The sequence below is a fragment of the Pseudomonas sp. VI4.1 genome, from assembly GCF_002029345.1.
Classification (GTDB): domain Bacteria; phylum Pseudomonadota; class Gammaproteobacteria; order Pseudomonadales; family Pseudomonadaceae; genus Aquipseudomonas.
The window spans coordinates 94,500-112,207 of sequence record NZ_MULM01000178.1; the positions used below are offsets into that span (position 1 = coordinate 94,500).

Annotated in this window: 14 protein-coding genes; 7 read left to right on the top strand and 7 right to left on the bottom strand. The window is 59.8% G+C overall.

The features are described from left to right. Positions 1-201: a DUF1656 domain-containing protein gene (locus BZ163_RS27265; RefSeq protein ID WP_128873473.1), complete on the bottom strand. Its 201-nt coding sequence runs from the start codon at positions 199-201 to the stop codon at positions 1-3. Further along, positions 191-2,326: an FUSC family protein gene (locus BZ163_RS27270; protein ID WP_128873518.1), complete on the bottom strand. Its 2,136-nt coding sequence runs from the start codon at positions 2,324-2,326 to the stop codon at positions 191-193. Before BZ163_RS27270 ends, BZ163_RS27265 begins: the two co-directional genes overlap by 11 nt. 156 nt (positions 2,327-2,482) lie before the next feature. Here BZ163_RS27270 and BZ163_RS27275 point away from each other — a divergent pair, with 156 nt between their 5' ends. The 3 genes from BZ163_RS27275 (at position 2,483) to BZ163_RS27285 (ending at position 6,981) form a co-directional block, all read left to right on the top strand. Next, complete coding sequence (locus BZ163_RS27275) at positions 2,483-3,538, top strand: HEAT repeat domain-containing protein (RefSeq protein WP_128873474.1); 1,056 nt, start codon at positions 2,483-2,485, stop codon at positions 3,536-3,538. A gap of 271 nt (positions 3,539-3,809) precedes the next feature. Then, positions 3,810-5,399 carry an ATPase domain-containing protein gene (locus BZ163_RS27280; protein WP_256579149.1) on the top strand — a complete coding sequence of 530 codons (1,590 nt, stop codon included), beginning with the start codon at positions 3,810-3,812 and terminating at the stop codon, positions 5,397-5,399. Beyond that, positions 5,329-6,981, top strand: coding sequence for a response regulator (locus BZ163_RS27285; RefSeq protein WP_128873475.1), 1,653 nt, complete (start codon positions 5,329-5,331; stop codon positions 6,979-6,981). Before BZ163_RS27280 ends, BZ163_RS27285 begins: the two co-directional genes overlap by 71 nt. 107 nt (positions 6,982-7,088) lie before the next feature. On the opposite strand, the gene BZ163_RS27290 is transcribed toward BZ163_RS27285, so the two are convergent. The 5 genes from BZ163_RS27290 to BZ163_RS27310 all read right to left on the bottom strand — a co-directional run bounded on the left by BZ163_RS27290 (position 7,089) and on the right by BZ163_RS27310 (position 13,633). After that, a complete protein-coding gene (locus BZ163_RS27290; protein ID WP_128873476.1) occupies positions 7,089-7,466 on the bottom strand; it encodes a response regulator in 378 nt (125 codons plus the stop codon). A 77-nt stretch (positions 7,467-7,543) separates the two neighbouring features. After that, positions 7,544-8,725: a hybrid sensor histidine kinase/response regulator gene (locus BZ163_RS27295; RefSeq protein ID WP_128873477.1), complete on the bottom strand. Its 1,182-nt coding sequence runs from the start codon at positions 8,723-8,725 to the stop codon at positions 7,544-7,546. Continuing rightward, on the bottom strand, positions 8,719-9,312 hold the full coding sequence (locus BZ163_RS27300; RefSeq protein ID WP_128873478.1) for a chemotaxis protein CheB: 594 nt from the start codon (positions 9,310-9,312) through the stop codon (positions 8,719-8,721). The genes BZ163_RS27295 and BZ163_RS27300 overlap by 7 nt, the downstream gene beginning before the upstream one ends. Then, positions 9,309-10,142, bottom strand: coding sequence for a protein-glutamate O-methyltransferase CheR (locus BZ163_RS27305; RefSeq protein WP_128873479.1), 834 nt, complete (start codon positions 10,140-10,142; stop codon positions 9,309-9,311). The genes BZ163_RS27300 and BZ163_RS27305 overlap by 4 nt, the downstream gene beginning before the upstream one ends. Further along, on the bottom strand, positions 10,142-13,633 hold the full coding sequence (locus BZ163_RS27310; protein ID WP_128873480.1) for a response regulator: 3,492 nt from the start codon (positions 13,631-13,633) through the stop codon (positions 10,142-10,144). The genes BZ163_RS27305 and BZ163_RS27310 overlap by 1 nt, the downstream gene beginning before the upstream one ends. 258 nt (positions 13,634-13,891) lie before the next feature. Between BZ163_RS27310 and BZ163_RS27315 the strand changes: the two genes are divergently transcribed. The 4 genes from BZ163_RS27315 (at position 13,892) to BZ163_RS27330 (ending at position 17,619) form a co-directional block, all read left to right on the top strand. Continuing rightward, the gene (locus BZ163_RS27315; protein WP_128873481.1) at positions 13,892-14,257 is read left to right on the top strand and encodes a response regulator; all 366 of its coding nucleotides are present in this window, start codon (positions 13,892-13,894) and stop codon (positions 14,255-14,257) included. 95 nt (positions 14,258-14,352) lie between these two features. Continuing rightward, a complete protein-coding gene (locus BZ163_RS27320; protein WP_128873482.1) occupies positions 14,353-15,648 on the top strand; it encodes a glycosyltransferase in 1,296 nt (431 codons plus the stop codon). 109 nt (positions 15,649-15,757) lie between these two features. Then, positions 15,758-16,630 carry a phospholipase gene (locus tag BZ163_RS27325; RefSeq protein WP_128873483.1) on the top strand — a complete coding sequence of 291 codons (873 nt, stop codon included), beginning with the start codon at positions 15,758-15,760 and terminating at the stop codon, positions 16,628-16,630. Between the two features lie 83 nt (positions 16,631-16,713). Then, positions 16,714-17,619 carry an AraC family transcriptional regulator gene (locus BZ163_RS27330; RefSeq protein WP_128873484.1) on the top strand — a complete coding sequence of 302 codons (906 nt, stop codon included), beginning with the start codon at positions 16,714-16,716 and terminating at the stop codon, positions 17,617-17,619. The last annotated feature ends 89 nt before the right edge of the window (positions 17,620-17,708 follow it).

The following is a 17,708-nucleotide window of genomic DNA, read 5'->3' on the forward strand; positions in this document are numbered from 1 at the left end:
TCAGGCTCCCATCAGCAGAATCAGCGTCGCGCAAACGCAGGCGTACAACGCGCCTTCGAACAAGGCTTCATGCCAGACGAAACGCAGCACGCCCAGGCGACGCAAGGTCCAGTCCAACAGCAGGAAAATCGGCAAGGCCAGCAGCAAGGCCTGGGCGATCGGTGGCAAGTAGACGCCACCTACTTCCAGATCAATGGGCAAGGGCGGGTACTCCTTCCACCTCCGAGGGTTGAAAATAGTCGAGGTATCGCTGCAGAAACGACACCACGATCAGCAGCGCCACGCGCATCCTGAATACCGACCACAGGTGCTCATGCACGTCTGTATGCAGTTCGTCCATTTCATCGCCCAGGACACGCAAGGTGTCCAGCAACTGCCCAAGGTCTATTCCGGGGCGTCCGGCGACCCATCGTCCCATTGCACGCACGGCTGCCAGCAAACGCTGCTGCTGATCGGTACTGAGCAGCGTGTTGCTTTGCCCCTGTTGCCTGAGCTGGTTCAAGGCGACACCCAGTGCCATGCACCCGAGGCTGACTTCGAACAACGCGCCGGACTGTTTGTCACGGGTCGCCGGCAGCAGTCCCAACATCATGGTCAGGCGATCGACCATGCGACTCTCAAAGGCAAATTGCTGCTCGCCGGTGGCTGGCGTCTTCAGCAAAGCGTAGACCTGCTCGCGGTTCTCGGTGAACAGCCGGCGCATCCGCACATCGGGCCTGAACGGGAAGATCAGGACGTAGACACCCAACGCCAGCGTGACGGCGTAGACATAGGCGCCGGCAAATTCGAACCACAGGATCGCGGTGTTCTGGCCTGTCCCTGTGTTTTGCGGCCCCAGCAACAGAAACGTCAACAGGCCAAGACCAATGCCCGTGCCCGTGGTGGCCGGACTGGCCAATCCCACCGCGACGGCATACAACAACGGTGCCAACAGCAAGGCCAGCAGCTCGAAGTCACTGATCATGGGCACCAGCATGAACTGATAGAGCGCCGATACCACCAGCGCCAGGGCCAGCCCTCTGGCAAAACTCTGGGCGGCCAGCAACGGCCGCGGAAAAGTCGCCATCAAGGAACACAGGACCCCTACCACGATCATCCCGCCCCTCGCCCCGTCCCAGGCGGTCTCGATCCAGATCAGACCGGCCACCACCAGCGCGCAAAAAGCCCGCGTCGCGTTCATCGCCGCCAGGGTGAAATCCAGGTGCAATGGATTGTCCTGGCCGCGGAACACGCAACTGGCTTCACGCCCCTCCTGAATCGCGTCGCTCAGGTCCAGAATCTGATTCAGCTGCTCCAACATCCGTGCCTGTTCCCAACGCAGCGACCACGCCAGGGAGCGCAACGTGGCCGGCATCGTCTCGGTCAGTCGTTCAGACCGGTAGGCCAGTTCATCGAAGCGTTTTTGCAGCGCGGCGAAAGAGTGGCGAGCCTCGGCCGATAACGAGCGCCCCTGCCGGGCCACTTCGTCCAGGAACACCAGTTCTTCGGCCAGCAAGCGCTGGGAGTCGACGGGCAGCGCCCCTTTCCAGCGTTCGAGCAACAGCTCCCGCTGGTGACGCAATGCCATCAGCCGTGACGTCAGCAGCACCAATTGATTGCCGAGCAACTGCACCAGACCATTGGCGCTGCGCAGGCGTGGCGCATCGAAGTACAAATGCCGCCGTACCCCTTCAAGGGCACTGATCTCGCCTAACAGCGTCATTTGCCGCTGGCGGAAGTCGGCCTCGCTTTCTTCGGTGCGAATGACGGCGGCCGCATGGGTCGCGAGCAGCTTGATCACTTGATCGATCCGGGCGAAATAGTCCCGGGCCACGGCTTCCGGTCGTGCCGTGAGCAGGCTGACCACGCACACGCACGCCACCGCCAACAGTGTTTCGGTCACTCGGGTCACGGCCAGCATGAAGGTGCCAGCCTGATCAGGCACCGCCAGCAGCGCCACGATCACCGCCGTGTAGCCACTCAACACAAACGCCTGGGAACTGGTGTAGCGATACAAGGTGCCGCCGGCGGTACACAGCGCCAGCCACAGGGCCAGGGTGAGGATGAAAGGCAACGGCGCCTGGGGAAAGATCCCCATGATCAACACCGCCACGACCGCTCCGAGCGTGGTGCCGATGACCTGGCCGAAACTGCGGGCCAGGGCCATGCCACCCAATGGCTGGCTGACGATGACCACGGCCATGATCGACCACTTGGGCTGGTCGAGGTCGAACAGGAAGGCCAGGTACAGGGTCAACAGCCCGGCGGCGATCGTCCGCAAGGCGAACAACAGCACTCCGCGGCCGGGGTTGAGCATCGCCTTGAAATATAAAAGCAGCGCTTGCATGGGAATGCCCGTCGGGTCGTCTCCAGCAAGCGTAGTCATTGCTGTGTTGCCTCGACAGGTTTCAGTCAGGATGTTGGCGTCAGGATTTGACTCACGGCCCCGCCTGACCGAAGCTGGCGGCTCTGCGACAGCTTTTTCCAGCTCCCGGATCCCTGCATGCCCCAGTCCCGCCGCTACCTGATCATCAGCCTCTGCGCCCTGTTCGCCATCGGCCTTGCCTGGTTTTTCCTGCGCAGCACCGCACCCGAGGTGCCGGCAGCGATCAAGCGCGGCTACACCGAAGCGCTCGACCAGGCGCGCGCGGGTCAACCAGGTGCGGCGCGGGTGCTCTACCAGCAATTGGCACGCCCGGACCTTTCACCGAAACGACGTATCTGGCTGCATGCCGAACTGCCCAACTACCCCAGCTCCGTCGCGCTGAAACTGGCGACTGCGGACTTGCAACATGAATCGCCGGACGTGCGCGTTGCGGCGATCGACAGCATCAGCGCCCTGGTGCCCAACGGCCAGCGCAGCCTGTTGCTGGGCCCGCTGCTCGAAGATAGCGATCAGCGCGTGCGCTACACCGCCGTGAACGCCTTGCTGGGGCTTTCGCCAGACGATCTCGGTTTGTATTTCGGGCCGTTGGAGCAAGCCATCGACGCCTGGGAGCAGGACCTGAAAAGTCAGCCCGAAAGCGCCGACAACCGCTACCAACTGGCTCGGCTGCACCTGCACAATGGCCAATTGCAACAAGCGCAACAGGCACTGGAGAACGTCTTGCGTCTTGCCCCCGGCAACCTGCCCGCGCTGGTGATGCAAATTGAAGTGCTCGACAAACAGGGCCAGAGCGAAGCCGCCCGGCTGCTATTGGCCAAACAGTTGAAGGCGCAACCCGATTCGGCCTACCTGCAACATGCCCTGGGGCTCTGGCTGCTGCATCACGGTCAAAGCGAGTTCGCCCTGCTCGGCCTGTCCAAGGCGGTGGAGCTGGAGCCGGACAACAAGGATTACCGCTACGACCTGGCCACCACGCTGCACGGCGAACTGGAGCTGGAAGCGGCGCAGAAACAGCTGCAGGAAATCGTCCAGCGCCACCCAGCCGATCGCAGGGCCCGGGTGCTGCTGATCAATTACTGGAAGGAAAGCGGACAACTGCAGAACGTGCAGATACTGCTGGCGCAACTGGAACAGCTCAATCCCGACGACCCGGCGTTGCAGCAGGGGCTTTAGGGCGTACCCAAATCCCGTGTCCGGCAGAGATCCAATGCAGGAGCTGGCTTGCCAGCGAAAGCGGACTGACATCCGGCATCGATGTCGACTGACACGGCCCCTTCGCTGGCAAGCCAGCGCCTACAGGGGATCGGGGCGTACCCAAATCCTGTGGCCAACCCCGGCAAAAAGTGTTGAACGCTCGTCGCGGCCAAAGGTCAAGTGATCAGGCAGTCCATTCAGGCTCTTCAGGCCTGCTGCCTCGTTTCCCCTGATCTTGAGAGGGCATTTTTTGTCTACATCTAACGAGTTGTTCAGTGCAAAAGCCGCCACCGGCATCGAAGGTCTGGATGACATCCTGGCCGGCGGATTGTCCCGTGGCCATGTGTTTTTGCTCGAAGGTGAACCCGGCACTGGTAAAACCACGGTCGCCCTGCATTTTCTGTTGGCCGGCGCGCGAGCCGGCGAGCGCTCGTTGTACATCACCTTGTCGGAAACCGAGCGCGAACTGCGCCAGGGTGCGTTGTCCCATGGCTGGGAGCTGGATGAAAACATCCACATCTTCGAGCTGACACCCCCGGAAAGCCTGCTCAATGCCGAACATCAGCAAAGCCTGCTGTACTCCTCCGACCTGGAACTGGGCGAAGCCACCAAGCAGATTTTCGAAGTGGTCCAGCGGGTCAAGCCGACTCGCGTGGTACTCGACAGCCTGTCCGAGATCCGCCTGCTGGCCCAAAGCTCCCTGCGCTACCGGCGCCAGATCCTCGCGATCAAACACTACTTCGTGCGCTATGACGCCACGGTGGTGTTGCTCGACGACCTGACCACCGAGTCCCTCGACAAGACCGTGCACAGTGTCGCCCACGGCGTGATTCGCCTGGAAGAACTGACCCCCAACTATGGCGCCGAGCGCCGGCGGATCCGCGTGGTCAAGTATCGCGGCCAGAAATACCGTGGCGGCTTCCACGACTTCACCATCATGGGCGATGGCGTCCACGTGTTCCCACGGCTGGTGGCCGCCGAGCATCGCGGCGTGTACACCCGTCAGCAATTGACCAGCGGTATCAAGGAAATGGATGCCCTGCTCGGCGGCGGCATCGAGACCGGGTCCAGCACCTTGATCCTCGGCCCGGCCGGTACCGGCAAATCGCTGATCTCGATGATCTTCGCCGCGGCGGCCGTGGCCCGGGGCGAGAAAGCCGCGTTGTTCATTTTTGATGAAGAACTGGGGTTGCTGTTCGAACGCATGAAGAACATGGGCATCGATTTAAAAGCCCTGCAAGACACCGGCAACCTGTTGATCGAACAAGTGGATGCAGCCGAATTGTCCCCCGGCGAGTTTTCGCACCGGGTTCGTCGTTGCGTCGACCAGCGTGATATCAAGACCGTGGTGATCGACAGCATCAATGGCTATCAGGCGGCGATGCCGGAAGAAAACGCCCTGGTGCTGCACATGCACGAGTTGCTGCTGTACCTCAATCGCCGGGGCGCCGCGACTTTCATGACCGTCGCCCAGCACGGACTGGTCGGCGACATGCAGGCCCCCGTGGACATTACCTACCTGGCCGATACGGTGATCCTGTTGCGTTATTTTGAAGCACTGGGCAAGGTGCGCCGGGCGATTTCGATCATCAAGAAACGTACTGGCAGCCATGAATCGACCATTCGTGAATACCGCATCAGCGGCCTGGGCATGACCATCGGCGAACCGCTGGACGCGTTCCAGGGCGTACTGCGCGGGGTGCCCACTTATATGGGCGCGAGCAATCCGTTGCTCGGGGACGAGAGCCCGGTGACGGTCCCTGGAAGCAATGTCCGAGCGCGCGATCATTCTCGCGCCGCTGGGACGCGACAGCCAGATTGCCCTGATGATGCTCAATGAAGCGGGTTACGACGGCGTCATCACGCGCGATCTGGGGGGCCTTTGCCGCGAGTTGACGCGAGGCGCAGGCTTGCTGCTGATCTCGTCGGAGGCGTTGCTGGGCAGTGATCTTGAACCGCTGTTCGGCCTGATCGAGCAACAGCCGGCCTGGTCGGACTTGCCGATTGTGTTGCTGACCTATCATGGCGGTCCGGAACAGAACCCCGCGTCGCGATTCGGTCCGCAACTGGGCAATGTCACCTTTCTTGAACGGCCTTTTCATCCCGTGACCCTGATCAGCCTGGTGACGACCGCGTTGCGCGGGCGGCGACGACAGTACGAAGCCAGGGATCGGCTGATCGATCTGAGTCAAAGCGAGTTGCGGTTGCAGAACACCCTCGAAACGCTTGAACAGCAGGTCGAGGAACGCACCGCACAGCTGCGCCACAACGAAGAAGCCCTGCGCCAATCACAGAAAATGGAAGCGGTCGGCCAGCTCACCGGCGGCATCGCCCATGACTTCAACAACATGCTGACCGGCATCATCGGCAGCCTGGAGTTATTACGCCGGCGCCTGGCCCGTGGCCGCACCGACGACCTGGACAGCCTGATCGACCTGGGGGTGACCTCGGCCAACCGCGCGGCCGGCCTGACCCATCGCCTGCTGGCCTTCTCCCGGCGCCAGTCGCTGGATTCAAAACCGGTGCAGATGAACAGCCTGGTGGTGTCCATGGGCGAGTTGCTGCAGCGCAGTATCAACGAAAGCATTCAGCTGGACATGCAACTGAGCGAGCAACTGTGGGTGGCCGAAGCCGACCCCAATCAACTGGAAAGTGCCCTGCTCAACCTGGTGATCAATGCACGGGACGCCATGCCCGGTGGTGGCCAACTGGTGGTGAAGACCCGCAATCGCCATCTGGACCAAAGCTTCACCCAAGCCCACAGCAACCTCGACCCGGGCGACTACGTGATGCTGAGCGTCACCGACACCGGCTGTGGCATGCCGCAAAGCACTATCAACCGAGCCTTCGACCCGTTCTTTACCACCAAGCCGATCGGCCAGGGCACAGGCCTCGGGTTATCGATGATTTATGGTTTCAGCAAACAATCGCGCGGCCACGTCGCCATTCAGAGCGCAGTGGGCAGTGGCACCACGGTGAGTTTGTTCCTGCCGCGGTTCGGGGGTGACCTGCCCGGGGACGTTCTAAATGACGTCCAGCATGCTCCGTTCGCGCAACACGGCGAAACGGTGTTGATCGTCGAAGACGACCCGGCGGTGCGGGTGTTGGTCAGTACCGTGTTGAGCGACCTGGGTTATGCGTTTGTCGAGGCCGGTGATGCCGACAGTGCGGTACCGATTCTGGATTCGGCGCAACGGATCGATCTGATGATCAGCGATGTCGGCCTACCCGGCATGAATGGCCGGCAGCTGGCAGAAATCGGCCGGCAATACCGGCCTGAACTCAAGGTGCTATTCATCACCGGCTACGCCGAACACGCCGCGGTGCGTGGCGGCTTCCTGGACCCGGGCATGCAGATGATCACCAAGCCGTTCACCTTCGACCTGTTGACGGCGAAGGTGCGGGAGATGATCCAGAACTGAATGCCCTCCCCTGTAGGAGCGAGCTTGCTCGCGATGGATTCCAGAGCACCGCGTGTCATCCAGCAAACACGCGTTATCGTTAACGACCATCGCGAGCGAGCTCGCTCCTACGACAGCATCTGCTGCATCAGCTCCTGCAACACATCCAGGTCGAACGGCTTGGCCAGGATTGGCGCCTTTCGCGTGATCGGGCTGTCGGTCTCGCGGATTTCCTGCGGATAGCCGCTGATGAAAATCACCTTCAGCTCCGGTCGCAGTTTCACCGCGGGTTCGGCGATCTGTACGCCCGAGATCCCGCCAGGCAGGCGGAAGTCTGTGATCATCATGTCCAGATGCGGCTTGCTCGCCAGGATTTCAAAGGCCTGCTCGCCGTTTTCGGCCTGCAATACCCGGTAGCCCTCACCCGACAGATAGGCCGATAGCACCATCAATATCGAGGGGTCATCTTCGACGATCAGTACGACGTCTTGTGCATCTTCACTCATGGGAAGCCTTTGTTCGGTCAATAGCTGCTGATACGACCGTGGGGTCGATCAGAGGTTGCGTTTAACTGGCTGTTTTCCTACAGCGGCAGACAAACGCGAAACAAGGCGCCTTCGCCAATCCGGCTCTCGACGGTAATTGAACCGCCATGGGCGGTCACAATCTGTTCTGAAATAAACAACCCCAGGCCCAACCCGGCGACGGCGTGCTTGGCCGAAACCCGCTCGAACTGCTGGAAAATGCGCTTCTGGTTTTCTTCACCAATACCGATTCCCAGATCCTGCACCTCGACCAGCGCCTGGCCGCTCTCACTGTACACCCTCACGGTGATCGGACTCTTGGCGCCGTAACGTAAAGCGTTGGTCAACAAATTGGAAATGACCTGTTCGATGCGAAACTCGTCCCAGTTACCCACCACCGGATGCCCGGCGTGCAGGGTGACGGAGGACTCGGCGGCTTCGATCTGCGGAGCAAAGTTCTGTAACAAATCTCCAACCAGCGCCGACAAGTCGAAGCGCGTCGGCCGGATCGACAGTTTGCCGGTGCGAATTCGCGACACATCAAGCATGTCTTCGATCAGTCGGATCAGGCTTTTGATCTGCCGTTCGTCGCGATCGACCATCGCGTGCATCTTTTCCAGGGTGAACGCGGCGGCGTTATCCCGGGCCAGGTGCATCTTGCGCAGCTGGGTTTCGAGAATCAGCCCATTGAGCGGCGTGCGGACTTCATGAGCGACGATCGACATGAAATCATCGCGCATGCGCACCGCCTGCTCCAGTTCGAGCTGGGTGCTCTGTAACTGTTGAAGCAGCGCTTCCTGTTCGCGCCGGCTTTGCTCCAGCGCTTCGACCTGTTGTTTCATCGCCTTGCTCTGGCGGAACAGTTCGACGAACACATTGACCTTGCTCTTCACCGCGTGGATATCCAGCGGCTTGTAGAGGAAGTCCACCGCACCGCTTTCGTAGCCCTTGAATGCGTAATTCAGCTCGCGGCCGGCAGCGCTGACAAACACGATAGGAATGTTTCGGGTCTTTTCCGTGCCACGCATCAGCTCGGCCAGTTCGAAACCGTTCATGCCGGGCATCTGCACGTCGAGAATGGCCATGGCGAATTCGTGTTGCAGCAGCAGGGACAAGGCTTCGTCAGCGGACAAGGCTTTGTAGACGATACGGTCTTCACGCTTGATCAACGCTTCGAGCGCCAACAGGTTTTCCGGAAGATCGTCGACGATCAGCAGTTTGGCTTGGATGTTACTTAGCATGCTATTCGTTCCAGCTCGACAAGCAGACGGCCGATGCCGCGCAGGGGAAGGATGTGGTCTGGCGCAACGGTATCCAGCGCGGCCAGGGGCATGATCGCGACCTGGGCTTCGGCCGGATCCTGCACGATGGTCAGGCCGCCACGCTGCTTGACCTGGGCCAGGCCGCGCGCGCCGTCGCGGTTGGCGCCGGTCAGCAACACCGCGGCCAGCGCCGGGCCATATGCATCGGCAGCCGACTCGAACAGGTAATCGATCGCGGGCCGCGAATAATGCACGCGGTCTTCCAGGCTCAGGGAAAAGCTGCGGTCCTGCTCGACCGACAAGTGATACCCAGGCCCGGCGAAATACAGGGTGCCGGCTTCGACCCGCGTCTTGTCGCGGGCTTCCAGCACCGGCAGGGACACCCTTCGCGCGAAGACTTCGGCGAGCTGGCTGCGTCCTGTTTCAGGCAGGTGCAGCACCACCATGATCGGCAGGCCGAAGCCTTTGCGCAGCGGGCCGAGGAGCGTAAGCAACGCCTCCACGCCGCCTGCCGAGGCGCCGATCACAATAGCTTCTATACAAGGCAATTCCTTTGCGCTGTTCATGATTTGCGGTAGATCCGTTCTTGTTTGATCAGGGGTTGGAACTGGCTGCCGTAGCCCGAGAACTCCGGGGTTTCCTTGCTGCCCAGCACCAGAAATCCTCGATGGCAAAGGGAGTCGTGGAACAAACCGAAAGCGCGATCCTGAAGTTTTTTATTAAAATAAATCAATACATTACGACATGAAATTAATTGAGTTTCTGAGAAGACACTGTCGGTTGCCAGGCTGTGGTCGGCGAAGGTCACGTTGTCACACAGCGTCTTGTCGAAAATGGCGTAGCCGTAGGCCGCCGTGTAGTAGTCGGCGAAGGAACGCTGGCCACCTGCCTGCTGGTAGTTATGAGTGTAGGCGCGGACATTTTCCATGGAGAAAATCCCTTGCTTGGCTTTGTCCAGCGAACGCGGGTTGATGTCGGTGGCATAGATGATGGTGCGATCGAGCAAGCCTTCTTCGCGCAGCAGTATCGCCATCGAATAGACTTCTTCGCCGGTACTGCAACCGGCGATCCAGATCTTGATCGACGGATAGGTCTTGAGCAGCGGGACCACTTCCTGGCGAATGGCAAGGAAGTGCGAGGGATCGCGGAACATTTCACTGACCGGAATCGTCAGCAATTGCAGCAATTGCATGAACGCTGTCGGGTCGTGGAGCACCTTCTCCTGCAACGCCGAAATGGTGGCGCACTCGAACTGGCCCAACGCGTGGTGGACGCGACGCTTGATCGACGCACCGGAATAATCGCGAAAGTCGTAGCTGTACTTGAGGTAAATCGCCTCGATCAGCAAGCGCAATTCGATTTCGCTATTTCGCTGCCCGGAATAAATGCTTTCCACTAAATGCGTTCCATCTTCGGTAACCACACGCGAATCAACGAAAACAGGCGATCCAGGTCAATGGGCTTGGCCAGGTAATCGTTGGAGCCGGCCTGCAAACAGCGCTCCTGATCGTCCTTCATGGCCTTGGCCGTCACCGCAATGATCGGCAGCTTGCGCCAGCGCGGGTCCTTGCGGATCAGGCTGGTGGCTTCGAAGCCGTCCATCTCCGGCATCATCACATCCATCAACACCAGATCGATGTCCTCGATTTCATTCAAGCGTTCAATCGCCTCACGGCCGTTGCGGCCAATGACCACGACCGCACCCTTGTGTTCCAGCGCACTGGTCAGGGCGAAGATGTTGCGTACATCGTCGTCCACCAGCAGCACTTTGCGGCCCTCGAAGACTTTGTCGCGGCTGCGCGCGGTCTTGAGCATCCTCTGCCGTTCATGGGACAACCCGGATTCGACTTTGTGCAGAAAGAGTGTGACCTCATCCAGTAGACGCTCGGGCGAGCGCGCGCCCTTGATGATGATCGAGCGCGAATACTTGCGCAGTTCGGCTTCCTCGTCCCGGGTCAGGTTGCGCCCGGTGTAGACAATCACCGGCGGGAACGAGCAGATATCCTCGGTGGACATGCGCTTGAGCAGATCGTTGCCGAGCATGTCCGGCAGCTTCAGGTCGATGATCATGCAGTCGAAAACCGTGGTGCGCAGCAGGCCCAGCGCTTCCTGCGCCAAGCCGACGGCCGTGATCTCGATGTCATCGTCGCCGATCAGCCGGGCAATGCTGTCGCGTTGCACATCATCGTCTTCAACCAGCAGCACACGCTTGACCTTCTGGGTCAGCTTGGCTTCGAGGCGGGCAAACACGTCCTTGAGTTCTTCGCGGGTGGTCGGCTTGACCGCATACCCGATGGCGCCCATGTGCATGGCGGCTTCGACGCGATCTTCCACAGAAATGACATGCACCGGAATGTGCCGGGTTTGCGCGTGTTCCTTCAGTCGTTGCAAGACGGTCAATCCGGAATGATCCGGCAGACGCATGTCCAGCAGGATGGCGTCCGGGATGAACTCCCTGGCCAGGTCGTAACCTTCGTCGGCCCCATGGGCCACCAGGCACTGATAACCCAGCTCATGGGCCAGGTCGTAGAGGATGTGCGCAAAGTTCGGCTCATCCTCCACCACCAGGATACATCGGGTGGCGAAGGGCGCCTTTGCGCGATCGTCGTCGAAACGCGGGATATCGACGGCGGCGATCAGCGGCACCGGCGCGGCGGGCTTGACTCTCGGGGTCATGGCCACCGGTGAGGCTTTCATCGGCTCGACCGGTTCATCCCCCGGTTCAACATATTGCCGGGGCAAGACCAGGGTAAACACACTGCCCTGCCCCGGCTCGCTGGTAACGCTGATGGAGCCGCCGAGCAACGCCGCCAGGTCGCGGGAAATCGACAGGCCCAGGCCAGTGCCGCCGTAGCGGCGGTTGGTGGTGCCATCGGCCTGGCGGAAGGCTTCGAAAATACTGTCCTGCTGGTCCGCGGCAATGCCGATCCCGGAGTCGCGAACGATAAAGGCGATACCGTCGCCAGGCTGGTTGGCCACTGTCAGGCTGACCGCGCCTTTTTCGGTGAATTTCACCGCGTTGGAGAGCAGGTTCTTGATGACCTGCTCCAGGCGCTGGCGGTCGGTATAGATCATCGTCGGCGCGCCCGGCTGCAATTCGACTTGCAGGTCCAGTTTCTTGTCTGCCGCCAGCGGCTGGAACATCCCGCGCAAACCCTCCACCAGACGCGCGACGCTGGTGTTCTCCGGGCGCACCTCGAGTTTGCCGGCTTCGACCTTGGAGATGTCGAGAATATCGTTGATCAGGTTGAGCAAGTCGTTGCCGGCGGAGTAGATCGACTCGGCGAATTTGACCTGCTCGGCGCTGAGGTTTTCCTGGGGGTTTTCCGCCAGCAACTTGGCCAGGATCAACGAACTGTTCAGCGGCGTGCGCAACTCATGGGACATGTTGGCGAGGAATTCGGACTTGTACTTGCTCGAACGCTGCAACTCTTCGGCGCGCTCTTCGAGCTGGGTCTGCGCCTGATTGAGCTCAGTGTTTTTCTGGTCCATGGCGTCGCGCTGATCGGCGAGGATCTGCGCCTGGTCGGCGAGTTGCTCATTGGTTTGTTCAAGCTCGACCTGCTGGGTTTCCAGGTGTGCCTGGGACTCCTTGAGAATCCGCGACTGCTCTTCCAACTCTTCGTTGGCGGTCTTGAGTTCTTCCTGCTGAACCTGCAGCTCTTCGTTGAGCTGCTGGGTCTCAGCCAGCACCTCCTGCAGACGCTGACGATAGCGCGCGGCTTCGATCGAGGTGCCGATGTTGCCGGCAATCAGTTCAAGCAGTTCGACATCACGGTCGTCGAGCGGTCGCAGGAAACCCAGTTCGATCACGCCATTGACCCGGTCATCGTCACTGGTCGGCACCACCAGCACGCTATGGGGCAAGCCTTCGCCAAGGCCGGAGCTGACCTTGAAGTAGCCACTCGGTACGTGGTCGAGGCGGATCAGGCGAGCCTGTTGCGCGACCTGGCCGACAATGCCTTCGCCACTGTGGATCTGTTGTTCAAGCGCTTCCTGTTCCCGGGAGAAACCATAAGACGCAACGCGCCTGAGACCGCCGTGCTCTTCACGGACATAAATAGCGGCCACCGCCGTACCGAGGTACTGCGCGCAAAACTGCAGAATGTTACGCCCGAGCACATTGAGTGACAGTTGCCCCAGCACTTGCTCGGCCAGTTCGGTCTGGCCATTACGCAGCCAGGCCTGCTGCTCCAGGCGACGGGCGCTGGCCTGTTGCGCGGCGAGGTTGGCACTGTAGCTTTGGGCCAGGTTGAGCAAATCCCGGCGGCCGATGTAGGCCAGCAGTGCACTGATACCGGCGATGAACACGATATAAAGGCTGATGCTCCAGATGGTCGTGCGCCGTACTTCCTCATTGCGCGCGGTGCGCAACTGCTGCTCCATGTCGATCACGTCTTCGAATTGTTTGCGGATCTCGTCGGTCAGGCGTTTGCCCTGCCCGGCCTTGATCGCGCCGCGATAGTCCCCGCGGGAGCGCTGCAAATCGATCATGGTCGTGGCGTAAGCGGCCCATTCATCCTGCAAGGCCTGCAGCCGGTGCAGGCGATCGGTCTGCACCGGGTTATCCGCCGTCAGTTCGAGCAAGGTCCCGAGGGCGACTGTGATCCGTGGCTTCGCCGTTTCGTAGGGCTGGAGGAATTGCTCGTCGCCGGTGAGCAGGAACCCGCGCATCCCGGTCTCCAGATCGACGGTCAGTTTTATCGATTCATTGGCGTTATTGATCACCCGGTCGGTGTGCTCGACCCACTGGATCACCGACATCAGATAAGCGATCAGTGACACGAAGAACACGGCACTGAGTACGCCGACACCCAACGGCAGGCTGACGTTGCGGCTCAGGAGTTTACGAAATCGTTGCTCGTCAACCGAAGACGCGGAGGTCATGGGGAAGCCTTGTCGATCTATTGAAAACCACGGAGTTTGCCCCAAAACCGCCACGATGATCCAACTTTCTGACAGGTTTTCCGGCAAAATCCTACAAACAGCTGCTCCAGCGCAAAGGAGCGGTTATCCTTGCCGGCTTTACGTAACTATCTTTTTTTAGCAGCGCCGGGAACTTGTCGGGATCCGTCACTTACTCATGCTAGAGCCCGGCCATTTCGATCGACGGCAAACGCCCTTTCACTCTTCGAGAACCCCACTATGTCCTCCAATGCGTCCATCATCCTTGTCGTCGAAGACGATGCCATCGTCCGCATGCTGATCGTTGATGTGCTGGAGGAACTGGAGTTCAAGGTGCTCGAGGCCGATGGCAGCGAACAGGCACTGGAGTTTCTCAACGATGAAGACCAGCACATCGACTTGATGATGACCGACGTCGGCCTGCCGGTGATGGATGGCCGTGAACTGGCCACGCAGGCGCGGATGCTGCATCCCAAACTGCCGATCCTGTTCGCCAGTGGCTATGCCGAAAGCATCGAGGTGCCTGAGGGCATGCATGTGATTGGCAAGCCGTTCTCCATCGACCAGCTGCGCGACAAGGTCAAAGGCATTCTCAACAACGCCTGATCTGCACTGAGGGGGGGCAACGGGGTTTACCATCGCCTGTGGTTTAATCGCCCCCCGACTTCGTCCCCTGCCCCCGTTTCAAGGAATGTCCATTCATGAGTCAGCCCCGCGCAACCAGCGTCCTGGTCATTGGTTACGTCTGGCCCGAGCCCCGCTCTTCGGCGGCTGGCGGGCATATGATGCAAATTCTCGAGTCGTTCCTGGAGCAAGGCTGGGACATCACCTTCAGCAGTCCCGCCGGCACTGGCGAACACCGGGCAGACCTGACGGCGCTGGGCATTCGTGAAGTGCCGATCGAATTGAACAACAGCAGTTTCGACACATTTATCAGCCAACTGGCTCCCGATGTGGTGCTGTTCGACCGGTTCATGATGGAAGAGCAATTTGGCTGGCGCGTTGAAAAACACTGCCCGGATGCCTTGCGCGTCCTTGAGACCTCCGACCTGCAAAGCCTGCGCGATGCCCGGCATCTACGCCTCAAGGAGCGCCTGAAGGCGAGTGACGACGCCGATGATTTCAGTGAGCTGTTCGCCCCGGCACTGCGTGCAGAGTTCGAGTTCATGGCCGAGACCGACCTGGCCAAACGGGAGATCGCCGCGATTTATCGTTGCGACTTGAACCTGATGATTTCCGAAGTGGAAATCGAGTTGCTGGTGGAACAATTCACGGTGCCGCGCAACATGTTGCATTGGTGCCCGCTGATGGTCGACCTGCCGAGTGCGCCGCCAGCGACCTTCGAGGATCGGGCGCACTTTCTCAGCATCGGCAACTTTCGCCATGCACCCAATTGGGACGCGGTGCTCTGGATGAAAACCCGCCTTTGGCCGCTGATCCGCGAACAGCTGCCGAGTGCCCAGTTGCACATCTTCGGCGCCTATACCCCGCCCAAAGCCACTGCGCTGCACAATGCCGCCCAGGGGTTTCATGTGATGAACTGGGCAGAAGATGCCTTGCAGGTCATGTCGGCGGCGCGAGTGTGCCTGGCGCCGTTGCGATTCGGGGCAGGCATTAAAGGCAAGCTCGTTGACGCCATGCTCTGCGGTACGCCGAATGTCACCACGCCGATCGGCGCAGAAGCCATGCACGGCGAGGAACCCTGGCCAGGGGCGGTGACCCGGACAGCCCAGGCGTTCGCCGATAACGCCGTGCAACTTTATAAAGACAAGACCCGCTGGTTGGATGCACAGGCGCAAGGGTTGCAACTGCTGGCCAGTCGTTACCAGCGCACCCGTCATGGCCCTGCGTTAATCGCCCGAATCAACGAATGCCGGCAGCATCTCTCGTCGATCAGAAGGGATAACTTCACCGGTAGCATGCTGCGCCATCATCAGCACAAGAGCACTCAATACATGTCGCAATGGATTGAAGCGAAAAACCGTCAGGTCACATAATTTTTGTACATAGTTACGCGTTTGGTATTGCCGACGCGGCCCTCTATGATCGGGTTTCCATCGATCGACTTCGCCCCATGGATGGGCGAAGTCACCACAGGGCTCGACAATGACCAATGAAGGGAATCTGAATAAAAAAACCTGGATGAGCAAGGCGCTCGACATCAACCGACTGAAGCTGTCCGATATCGTCTGGCCCGGTACTCACAACTCGGGCATGGACAAAAAGGCGCCAAACTACGACGTTGTCATCGGCAACTGGACCACCTGTCAAAACGATTCATTTGCCTGGCAACTTGCCAACGGCGCGCGAGCCTTCGATATCCGCCTCGGCTACACCGAAGGACATGACCAATCGATATTCTACTTTCATCACAATGGCTATCAGTCCCATCGCCTCCTCGAGGAGCTGATCGATGCGGTGTCGACCTTTCTCGATGAGAATCGGGATGAGTTTATCGTTCTCGATTTTCACCAACTAGGCGACGGTGAAAAGCCTTTCGCTTATAAAAAGCTCAATGACTTACTGATTGACAAGCTCCGGGAGCGGATCATACCGCCGGCGGATGCCACGCTAACGGTGGGCGAACTGAAACAGGCGAGTGCAAAACGAAGGGTGGTGCTGGCCGCGCCGCTGTTGCGAGAGCTGGACGATCATTACTTCTGGCCACGCATATGGCACAAGTGGAGCGGCAAGCACTTCACGGATACCGATGATCTGAAAAAGCACATCTCCCGCACACTCCAAAGCCTACCTTCCGCCCCCTGTTTATGGTCTTTGTCGGCCACCAGTTATGGCTTTCTGGGTGGTCCTCAGGACATCAAGCATTACATCAACGACTGGTTCCACCAAAGCCGGGATTGGGTCACGCGCTGCAGCATCATCAGCACTGATTTTTTTGATGAATCCGAGATTGTCCAATACTGCTGGATTGCCACGAGCATGAAAGCGGTTTACGGCGAGTCCTTGCATCGCACATAGCCGGCCCGGGCGAACCACCGGGTAGCCTTGACGGGCTGGAACGAGGCATGATCAGCGGGCGATAACAACCAAAGCACGCTGACATGACCCGGACTGCCAAAGTTACCGACCCTTCCTACGAGCTGATGGACGACCACAACGGGTTGTCCATCATCTATCGCCAGCATGGCTTCCCCTGCCCGCTGGTGCGTTGGCATTTTCACAAGGAATACGAACTGCACCTGATCGTCGCCAGCTCCGGCAAGGTGTTCATCGGCGACTATATCGGCAACTTCTATCCGGAATCGCTGTTCCTCACCGGCCCCAACCTGCCCCACAACTGGATCAGCCAGGTCGCCGAAGACGAAGTCGTGCCCAAGCGCGACATGCTGGTCAACTTTACCGATGAATTGTTCGACAGCGGCCATCTGGTGTTCGCCGAGCTCAAGAGCCTGGCACCGCTGCTGGAGCGTGCGCAGTACGGCATCGAATTCCGCTGCAAACGCACCATCCGCCAGGCGATGGGCCTGATGCAGCGTATCGCCGACACGAAGGGCGTGACCCGGCTCGGACACTTTTTCATTCTGCTGGAGCTGCTGGCGGCCTGCGACGATTACCAAACGCTCTCCGGCGCCACGACGCCGCAGTTGGCCGACGAACACAACATCGATCGCACCAACCGGGCGGTGGATTACATCTTCGCCCACTACGCCCGGGATCTGTCGCTGGAGGAAGTGGCCGAGCACCTGGGCATGAAGCCGACCTACTTCAGCCGGGTGTTCAAACAAGCCACCGGGCGTTGCTTCATCGAATTCGTCAATCGCCTGCGCATCAGTAAATCCTGCGAGCTATTGGCCGACGGTGACAAACCGGTGACCGATGTGTGTTTCGAGTCGGGGTTCAACAATATTTCCAATTTCAATCGACGGTTTCAGCAGCTCAAAGGCATGACACCGTCGCATTACCGCAAGTTGGCTGTGCAGCGGTTGACCGAGCAGAATCTGGGGTAAAGAAAGATCAAAAGATCGCCGCCTCCGGCAGCGCCTACAGGGGATCGCATTCCCCTGTAGGCGCTGGCTTGCCAGCGAAGGGGCCCTCG

Bases quoted from the DNA above. Each gene is read 5' to 3' on its own strand.
- BZ163_RS27295 (WP_128873477.1), bottom strand. From the start codon at position 8,725: ATGCTAAGTAACATCCAAGCCAAACTGCTGATCGTCGACGATCTTCCG.
- BZ163_RS27290 (WP_128873476.1), bottom strand. From the start codon at position 7,466: ATGAGTGAAGATGCACAAGACGTCGTACTGATCGTCGAAGATGACCCC.
- BZ163_RS27325 (WP_128873483.1), top strand. From the start codon at position 15,758: ATGACCAATGAAGGGAATCTGAATAAAAAAACCTGGATGAGCAAGGCG.
- BZ163_RS27285 (WP_128873475.1), top strand. From the start codon at position 5,329: ATGTCCGAGCGCGCGATCATTCTCGCGCCGCTGGGACGCGACAGCCAG.
- BZ163_RS27330 (WP_128873484.1), top strand. From the start codon at position 16,714: ATGACCCGGACTGCCAAAGTTACCGACCCTTCCTACGAGCTGATGGAC.
- BZ163_RS27270 (WP_128873518.1), bottom strand. From the start codon at position 2,326: ATGCAAGCGCTGCTTTTATATTTCAAGGCGATGCTCAACCCCGGCCGC.
- BZ163_RS27300 (WP_128873478.1), bottom strand. From the start codon at position 9,312: ATGAACAGCGCAAAGGAATTGCCTTGTATAGAAGCTATTGTGATCGGC.
- BZ163_RS27315 (WP_128873481.1), top strand. From the start codon at position 13,892: ATGTCCTCCAATGCGTCCATCATCCTTGTCGTCGAAGACGATGCCATC.
- BZ163_RS27310 (WP_128873480.1), bottom strand. From the start codon at position 13,633: ATGACCTCCGCGTCTTCGGTTGACGAGCAACGATTTCGTAAACTCCTG.
- BZ163_RS27320 (WP_128873482.1), top strand. From the start codon at position 14,353: ATGAGTCAGCCCCGCGCAACCAGCGTCCTGGTCATTGGTTACGTCTGG.
- BZ163_RS27275 (WP_128873474.1), top strand. From the start codon at position 2,483: ATGCCCCAGTCCCGCCGCTACCTGATCATCAGCCTCTGCGCCCTGTTC.